Annotated in this window: 6 protein-coding genes; 2 read left to right on the forward strand and 4 right to left on the reverse strand. The window is 43.0% G+C overall.

Features of this window, described 5'->3' with window-relative positions; translation table 11 throughout:
- Window positions 1-407: 407 nt before the first annotated feature.
- Complete coding sequence (locus tag G337_RS0117975) at window positions 408-1550, forward strand: right-handed parallel beta-helix repeat-containing protein (protein WP_028865113.1); 1143 nt, start codon at window positions 408-410, stop codon at window positions 1548-1550.
- A gap of 117 nt (window positions 1551-1667) precedes the next feature.
- Here the strand turns inward: G337_RS0117975 and G337_RS0117980 are convergent, their stop codons facing one another.
- The 3 genes from G337_RS0117980 to G337_RS0117990 all read right to left on the reverse strand — a co-directional run bounded on the left by G337_RS0117980 (window position 1668) and on the right by G337_RS0117990 (window position 6939).
- Complete coding sequence (locus G337_RS0117980; protein WP_028865114.1) at window positions 1668-3275, reverse strand: sulfatase family protein; 1608 nt, start codon at window positions 3273-3275, stop codon at window positions 1668-1670.
- A gap of 111 nt (window positions 3276-3386) precedes the next feature.
- On the reverse strand, window positions 3387-4097 hold the full coding sequence (locus G337_RS27875; RefSeq protein ID WP_051303383.1) for an oligogalacturonate-specific porin KdgM family protein: 711 nt from the start codon (window positions 4095-4097) through the stop codon (window positions 3387-3389).
- Between the two features lie 247 nt (window positions 4098-4344).
- Window positions 4345-6939, reverse strand: coding sequence for a polysaccharide lyase family 8 super-sandwich domain-containing protein (locus G337_RS0117990; protein WP_028865115.1), 2595 nt, complete (start codon window positions 6937-6939; stop codon window positions 4345-4347).
- A gap of 737 nt (window positions 6940-7676) precedes the next feature.
- Between G337_RS0117990 and G337_RS0118000 the strand changes: the two genes are divergently transcribed.
- Window positions 7677-8231, forward strand: coding sequence for a PepSY domain-containing protein (locus tag G337_RS0118000; RefSeq protein WP_028865117.1), 555 nt, complete (start codon window positions 7677-7679; stop codon window positions 8229-8231).
- Window positions 8232-8890: 659 nt separating this feature from the next.
- Here G337_RS0118000 and G337_RS0118005 read toward each other — a convergent pair.
- Window positions 8891-9161: integrase core domain-containing protein (locus tag G337_RS0118005; protein WP_028865118.1), on the reverse strand; the 271-nt coding region annotated here is incomplete at its 5' end.

Here is a 9161-nt window from a genome sequence, read left to right on the forward strand (position 1 = left end):
CGTCCTTGGCGTTACGATCTGTCTCAGGTCATGACCACCACTGTCACCGTCAAGGGCCTGTGGGAGTTATCACTGCCTAACAGCAATGTTCAGACAGCAGTAAAAGGCGAAAATACCGATGTCACGGTAACCACCATTGATGCAGCCCCGCAGAAATTTGCCTTAACTAAAAAATAACCATTCAAAACTCAGTACCCGTTACAGCTTAGGCTGTAACGGTCATACCAATTCCATTAATTAGGTGATCTATTTAGGCGTAGGAAAAATGGATGAAAGCAAGGCGTTGATTGCAGTAACTAGTTATTCTAATTACAAAATCAAGAACGAAGCTAGCGTCCATTTTAACAAGCATAAATGAATAGAAAATTAGTGGATTTGGTATTACTTATCTATTAGGAGAATAGCCAATGAAAATAAAGTTATTAGTCAGCAGTATCGTCCTAAGCAGTCTGCCGATATTCGCCCACTCAAGCGTTATCAACAGCTGCGGCACCGTCGGCGGCTATGATTACCCCTATATAGAAGATATTAACTCGCAGAATATGATCAGCGTCAGCACCTTAGCTGAATTAGAAGCTGCGCTGCAGTCCGGCATAGAGAATATCTATATTCCCGGCGATACCACTATCGAGCTGCCCTACCAGAGCAATGCCTTAGTGATACCCGATAATGTCTCCCTGTTTAGTGACAGAGGCAGAAACGGCAGTGCAGGTGCACTGCTGAAAGTGGATTATATTGACGAGCAGCCATATAACTTCCCTATTATACAAACCGGCAGTAATGTACATATCTCCGGCTTAAGGCTGCAGGGGCCGGTGGAACATATTGATACAGATGTGCTTACCCTGGGCATTCAGACTCAGGAAAACAGCTCTGGACTGATTGTTGAAAACAGCGAACTGTACGGCTGGGGAGGCGGCGCGATATCACTTAAAAAAGCACAGAATGCCAGAATTCACCACAACTATATCCACCTTAACCAGAAAAGAGAGCGCGGTTACGGTGTAGTTGTACAGAACGGCGATGCCTCAACCGCGGTGTACTGCAATGTATTTGACAGCAACCGTCACAGCATTGCCGGATCCGGCAAACAGGGAGAGTCTTATACAGCTTCCAATAATATTATTTTACAAACCGGTGAAGGTCACTCCTTCGATATGCATGAAGATTCTGACAGTACCGGAGACGGCGGTCAGGCCGTTAATGTGATCAACAACTGGTTTGCATTCGGCGGCACCGACTGGGGACACTATCCGTCGGTCAAACTGCGCGGCGTGCCTAGAGACGGCTTAGCCGGCATTACGGGTAATATATTCCGCTCACCGCTTGAATACCAGGACGGCGGAGACCGCACCAAAAGAGCATTAGAAGGTGTGCCGGGCTCAATGCACAGCGATCCGGTTCTGCTGGAGTTAAACCAGTTCAATGTCGACATGACATTCAGCAAAACCGGGGAGCAGTGCTTTTTAGATTACCAGGACAAAAGCGTACCGGTATTGTGCCAGGCTGTTGAAAAGTATATCAGCACAGGACAAACGCAGCCCGAATAGGAGTAAGGCCAGATGGTCATGTCTGGCAGCTCTATCTGTCATAACAGCATGTTAATGCTTCCGACGAAAAACAAATAGCAGTACAGTCCCCCGTTACTGAAAACGGGGGCTTATCAATTACGCTTTACAGTATGACAGACGGGAAGCCGTCAGCACTTCTTTACGAGCTTTAGCAATCGCTTTTTGATCACCGCTGACCTCGAGCGGACGAATCGTTTTCAGATAAATGTCAATCGAAGAGTCTCCCTTATGATGGTGATAACCCAGCTCATGTGAACGCCAGCGTTTATCAATTACCGCCTCCTGAGTAAAAAACGGATCTACACTGTTTGCCGCATAGTTTTTAAACTGGGTGCGCATCTCTTCCAGCAGATCTGCAGATTCAGCTTTATGACTTAAGTTGGTCATTTCACCAGGATCATTAAGCATATCGTATAATTCTTCATCATTATTTTCCTGATAAACAATATATTTATAACGATCGGTTCTCATCATACGTGCAGGCTGTATGGTCATTTCCCGGTTGGTATGCCATTGACATACAACTTCCCGGCGCCAGTCTGCAGGTTTTTCCCCTTTTAAAAGCGGCAGCAGAGAACGCCCGTAAAGATTAGAGGGAGTGTTGATACCGACATAATCACACAGCGTAGGCAGAAGATCACAAAGCGATACCAGCTGATCTAATGACTGTCCTTTAGGAAGATCCGGTGCTGAAAACACAAAAGGAACATTGGTTGACTCGTCATAAAACCAGTTCATTTTAGTGACTAACCTGTGTGCAGCCATGGAATCACCATGATCAGAAAACAATACAACTAGAGTCTCGTCTTCTAAACCTTTTGCCTTCAATGTATCCAGTACCTGTGCAATACACTGGTCGGCAAGCTCTGTGAAATGATAATAAGCTTTTAAATACTGTTTAAAATTAAGCTCACTCCAGGCAGAGGCCTCTCTTGTGCGGTTATGCGTACAGCAGGCATACTGTACTGATTTAGAGCGGTTCATCAGGTCGTCATTAGCTTCAAAATTTTCAGGTAACGGCGGCAGCTCCCCGATCCCTTCAATATCACCATGCTCGCCCTGGAACTCACCAACCCAGCCGCAGATATTATGCGGATTATTAAATTCAACCGCCATTAAGAAGGGTTTATCTCCCTGATAATTATTAAGGTATTTAACACTCTCTTCCAGGCAGTAGACATCCTCTCTGGTATCGTAATTAACCGGGAAAGCGGCTGTTGTTTCAAATTCTTTTTCTATCTGCTCTGCACTGTCAAAGCCGGCCAGAGAGCCGTAATCATGGCGTTTTCCAAAGTGCACACACTCATATCCGGCATCAGAGAATAAATTTCCCAGGGTATCCATTGTCTCGGGAATATTAGGACTGCTGTTGGCAATTATTCCGGTCTGATGAGGCAGCCTGCCAGTCCAGAAGCAGGCTCTGGAAGGCGCACACAAAGGAAAAGAACAATAAGCTTTTTCAAAGCGCACTCCCTGCTTAATAATCGAGTCGATTGCCGGGGTTTTTACAAAATCATTGCCGTAACCTGCCACCGCTTTTTTAGCCAGCTGATCGGCGGTAATGATTAATATGTTTTTAGGATTTGACGGTTTATTTAAAACTGTAGTTTTTTCGGACAAGGCAGCGGCGGCGGTTGGTGCCAGAACCCCTGCAGCACCAGCTGCAACGGTTCCTTTAAGAAAACTGCGGCGAGAAATTGACATGTTAAGACTCCTGTTTTACTAGATTTAAAGTAGCAGCAGACCAGCTAAATAAATGGTCAGTTTCAGATATTGGAAAAATGATCAGATACTTATCCGGACTGCTATAGCTGGTTAAAAAACGCACATCAAACCAACACGGTAGCGAACCTGACGCTGATCATCGTAGCGGCCGACCTTGACATCACCCAGTTCGATATAAGGCTGCCATTGATACTGCTGATAGCGGATCCGGATATTCTGCCAGTAGTCATGATCGGTATTGTCATACAGCGGAACATCATTATTCAGCTCTTTGCCGAAGCTGACCTGATATTGAAAATCCCAGGCCTTTGTGCCGTAACCCAGCCAGAAATCAATACGACGAACCTGCGATCTCTCGTCATCTCCAATTGCTTGTTCATTAATAATCTGTTTATAACGAGTCTGCAGGCGGATTTTATTATCCGTCATATAGTTGATTCTTAATGAAGGGATATACTGCTGATTATCGGTTGTAGTGATGTAGTCAAAACCAGGAAGAAAGACGAGATTTTTGTTATAACGGTAAGGATAGAATATGCCGATATCGTAGGATGAAATTGTCTTATCTTCCAGCCAATTAGAGTCTCCACCGCTTGCCGTTGTTGCTTCTAATTCCAGCAGCAGGCTGTCCGTTGAAATATAGGTTTTCAGCCTGTCCGCTCTCTTTTCTGTTTCTTCCGAATAGGAGTGCCTGTAGTCCAGCTTAATAGAGGTTTCTGCAGATACGATAGCGGGAGCAGATGCTAAAAGCAGTCCTCCAGTCAACATAACTGCATTGTAATTTTTTGTTATGAATTTCACTTTAGCGCCTTACCTAATAAGAAGTGTCGAACAAATAATCTACAACAAAAAACAGGACAAGGCCCTTGCCGGGTAATGAATACGAGACCACAAAAGCAAACGAAAGGAGAAGTGAAAACAAGGTGAAAGAGGCAGAGTAAAAAAACATTAAAAAATGCAGTAAAAAGAGCTGCAGAAAACATTGCGAAGAAAAATGAAAGTGAGACCGGTTAAAGCCTCACTGATTAAATATCACAATTACAAAAAACTAGGGATTAATCACCAGTTCAGGTCCTTTTCCGCCTTCTCTGCTCATTATAGTAAAGTCCGAAGTGCTCTCTGCCGGGCCGCGGTTTTCAATAAGCAGTGTCACTTTTCCGCTTTGATCCAGCACCAGACTGGAAACATCAATTTCAACCCAGCTACCTTCCTGAGCTGCAGTGATCTGAAGCTGCGGACCTTGTTTTTCTACTGCAGGCATACTTGACCATGCAACCTTGTTCTCATCCCAGCTGCTGTCGGCTAAACGGGATATAGTGACAGTTCTCGCCGGTCCGCTGTTTACCGTTCTGATATACAGTCTCAATTTCGCATTAGACGCCAGAATCGGTTCAGCAGGAAAAAGATCAAATTTCACTATGGCTTTTCTGCTGTATCCGCTGCCGTCACTTTTTATGGTTAAATAACCTTTACTTCCGTAGTTATTATCCTGAGATGCACCGTCACGCACATAGGTATCAGCATTGGTATTTAACACTATCTGCTGCGGCACTACCGGAGCATCAAAATTCACCAGCATACTTTTACCTAAATCAGACTTTGCTGACGATGTATAAATCGTTGTGCTTTTATTTTCTGACGGAGAGCTGAACGTTACCGTTACCGGCATGCCGACACCGGGAGTGGCTATGGTTATTTTTGCCTGCGCGCCTGACTGATCAACTAATACAACACTTGGTTTATTAACCGTTAATTTTGTATCCGCTGTTATCTGTAATGTTCCAGCCTGGTAAAATACTGCGCCGCTTAAAGATAAACCAGCATGACGTACAGCCTGCAGATGTTTGCTGTTGCTAAGCACCTCAACCGGCAATTTAGCCGCATAATCCGCCAGCTGCAGCGCTGTTTTATCCGGAACAATAATATATTCATAGGTGCCGTCTGAAGGCTGCAGACCATGGTCAATACTTAGTGTAAATACATCCTTAGTGAGCGGATCAGCTGACTGATCGCTGTTAATCCGCTGCCAGCTTCCCGTTTGACTCTGATTACTGATTTTCCCAGACCAGCCGCCGGGAAAAACATAACCGACATTATCATGATGAACCCAGTTAGCATTGGCAAGGCTGCCTGCTCCTTCAGGATAAACAACACCGTCAACAGTCACCGGGCCGTTTACAACCGCCTGATTGATGGTTGTATTAACATTTTCACTACGGGTAGATGTAATAGCAGATCCCAGTGCAACCAGCTCATTATCAAAACTGAACCAGGATTTTTTAGCCTGAGTATCAAGAAAATCCATCTCCATAACAGCCGCACCGTAAGTACCGTCTGAGACACCGCCGACAAAAGAGACCTGCTGCTCAACCTTACCCCAGTTAGCTGGTATTGCTTCATATTCAGGCGCTGTTACTCCCGGCACTAATTTCCAGTTCCAGACCGGGAAAATATTATTGTATTCATTACCGCTGTGCATAATAAATGTGCTGCCGAACCCCAGCCAGTATCCGAGTAAGTTTTCACCATTACCGGACTCCGTTGGTTCCGTGCGCACGGAATTCATTTTTATACCGATAAAATGTTCAGGGCCCATTTTTGATACATAATCGGATCTCCAGAAAGATTTAAAACCGGAAAGTCCTGTTGATGTCCCGTTTTTTATATGACTTTTAAAAGCATCTGTCTGGCTCGAAGATAAAGGACTAAGCGCTTTAATGTAGTCAGCCTGAGTTAACAAAATAGAGCGGCTTGGGATGGAATTATCTTTTCTGCTGATACTGCGCCCGCGCACATTATAATCAAAGCGTCCGCTGTAATTCATCCAGCGTGCACCTTCAAGAAAATAACTTGTCAGCACATCAATTTTGTCCTGCTCAAACTTCCATGTTAAATCCCGCACCTGATATGCCCAGAAAGAGGCCGTCTCAAAAAACACCTCTCCGTAACCGGCTGTGTATAACTGCGCTCCATGCTGCTGAAATGAAAAATCGCTTTGTATGCCTTCCTGTGTTGTCACGGTTAATGTTTCTTCAATGGCCTCTAAACCAAGAGCGACACGTTTATCGTCCTTTAACAGCAGGCCGCCCCATATAACGCCTTTAGATAAATCAGTTCTGTTTGCTCCTGTTTTATAAGGCGCGGCGGGCATAACAGCTGTTATCTGAGCAAGCATAGCTGAAGACAGCTGACTCTCCGCCATCACCGCAATCGGCCCAAGATACAGCTGTTTACCAATTTCGTTCCACCACCAGTTACTGTTGTGCCGATCTGCCAGGGAGTACCAGTAATCCAGCCCCTTGATCAGAGCCTGCGATGCTCCGGACTGCAGGTGCAGATAGTCAGCCGCGGCAAGAATTCTTAGACGCGACAGATGTGTCCGAATCTGATTTCCGTCAGTGGGAATATCACTATATTTTATATCTGCCCAGCTGCCGTCGGCCTGCTGATTATTTATCTGTTTCTGGGCGTTCAAACTTAAACCGGCCGTACCTAATGCAGAGTATGCCTCCTGATCAGCATATTCTTTGGCTATTCGGCTTTTAAGCGTATCAATATCATTCGCGAAGCTTGAATAACTGCAGGCAGAAAGAATAAGGAAGAAAATAACTTTTATAGATATGGATATTTTTTGTACATTCATAATAACGTTCCTGTTAATTTAAATATATAAAAACAAAAAACAGATTTTCTGTTCATCTTGTTATCAAAAAAACGGCTCTGACAAACCAGCTCATCCGCAGAGCATATAATTTTTCTACGGGTCTTGTGTTTCACTTCTGCAGCACTTTTAAAGAAGCGAAGCCGTTTCTGGATCGCCAATCTATAGCAAAACAGATAATAAAGCCCAGACTGCATAACGAATCTGCGACAACAAAAGCAAACGAAAGAAAGAACAGAAGAAAAGTGAAAGGACATAATGATAAAACATCACAACAACAAAAAAATAGAAATAAAAAGACAACAACAAAAGCAAACGAAACAAAAACTATACAACATGGTTCAGCATAGAATTTATTGATAGAGACGGGCAGTAAGCATCCGGCAAACAGTACATTCACCTGTCTCGCTTAGATTCTATCTCCAGCCTCATTATTGAAGACAGGCATGCAGAAAGATATCTGCTAAGAAAAAGCCAGATGACAGACAGCAGGATATAAGAATTTAAAACATGCCGCCTCGATTTATGTACGCAGCTTTGCGAATACCACCAATGCCGCAAAGATAACCTTGCTATGGCTGAGCTTTACGGGTAATCAGGTATAATTAACAGCAGCCTTTCGAACAATTCAATTGTTAATTTTTTGTAATGTGTTGTCCATCTTCTGTCTAAAGTGCTTTGCTAAACTGGCCTCATCACTTAAACAACAGGACACAAATATGAAATTTATTAAACGCATTGCTATCTCTAGCGCACTAGTACTAACTTCTTTCACGGCGGCTGCCGATAATGACGGTTTATCTGAATTAGCTTTAAAACGCGCTAATTTCTCAATTGAAGAAGCTGTTGAAAAAGTAACAGATAGTTTTCCTGGTAAAATAACCGAGTTAAAACTGGATGATTATAATCACCAGGCCGTTTTTGAAATTGAAGTTATCAATGAAAAAGAGGGAATAGAGCACAAGCTTAAGTTTAGTACTGCGGACGGCAAGTTATTAAAAGATGAAAGAGAGTCTTTAAGTATTGCCAGCTTTAGTAAGTTAGATGATAAAGACCGTGTCATGCTCAGTCAGCTGGATACATCTAAGTTTGACCTCCAGGCAAGCATTAATAAAATTCAAAAAGATTATGGCTCCAGTGTGGTTGAACTGGAATTAGAGAACAAAAAAGGAATAACTTTCTACGAAGTAGAACTTTTAAATGATAATGAGCTGATTATTGATGTCGTTAGCGGCGAGATAATTCCTATAAAAAGAAATTATCACGGTTCATAGGCTGATGCTTCCCCTTTACTCTGAACAATGACTGAATAAGGTATAAGGGAGGAAAATGACAAGTTAGGGCTGCTTCAGCGGCCCTTTTTATTTTTAACACAACCACTTACCGATTAACTGACCTTAGCGTGCACTTTTACTTCATTGAAGTTCAAACTTATTAAGCGGCAATAACAAGTGAAAGTTAATATACCTTGGAAAGGTGTTTAGTTTTTAACTTTCCGCATTTTATGCACTCCCGGGAGCCGTTTACACCATGACTTTGAATCGGGCCGAACAAATGAATGCAAAATAACTTTTTTAAAAAACTCATAAATCCCTCTCTTTATTGATGTTAGTGTCAATATTTAACTATACTTCGGCACATAATTCACGCCAAAAATTAAGGTTGTGGGAGATTAACTATTCGCCGCAGCAGATACCCCACCTATTAAGAGCTAATAATTATCTCTTTTTATTTCACCCCAACCCAAGCCATTGATTTTCAGGTAAATTAAATTTCATCTTATCTTGTGTCGTAAATAATTATTTTTTAGGTGCGTTATTAGCGGCTGTTCCACCGTATTATTAATCCGCAAGCAGGGGGGATGTTGAGCAATCACAGAAATGGACCCCATTGACTGGACACACAACCTAGTTTCTTAAGTGATCAACCCAAGTTATGTGGCGAACCTTTGTCTTGCAAAATAAACCTGATCTGGTGTTAGGTTGTCAAGACTCTGATGGTATCGCTGCTCGTTATAAAACACTATATAGTTACTAATTTCAAGCTCTGCTTCCTTTGGCGTTTCATAAGCCTTTAAATATACCTCTTCATATTTCAAACTCCGCCAAAATCGCTCGATCATCACATTGTCAACCCAGCAACCTTTTCCATCCATACTAATCCGGATTTTGTGCGCTTTTAATTTGGCAGTGAATTCATTACTA

Source organism: Psychromonas aquimarina ATCC BAA-1526, from assembly GCF_000428725.1.
Classification (GTDB): domain Bacteria; phylum Pseudomonadota; class Gammaproteobacteria; order Enterobacterales; family Psychromonadaceae; genus Psychromonas; species Psychromonas aquimarina.

Coding starts and splice junctions, on each gene's coding strand:
- G337_RS0118000 (WP_028865117.1), top strand. CDS start 7,677: ATGAAATTTATTAAACGCATTGCTATCTCTAGCGCACTAGTACTAACT.
- G337_RS0117980 (WP_028865114.1), bottom strand. CDS start 3,275: ATGTCAATTTCTCGCCGCAGTTTTCTTAAAGGAACCGTTGCAGCTGGT.
- G337_RS0117975 (WP_028865113.1), top strand. CDS start 408: ATGAAAATAAAGTTATTAGTCAGCAGTATCGTCCTAAGCAGTCTGCCG.
- G337_RS0117990 (WP_028865115.1), bottom strand. CDS start 6,939: ATGAATGTACAAAAAATATCCATATCTATAAAAGTTATTTTCTTCCTT.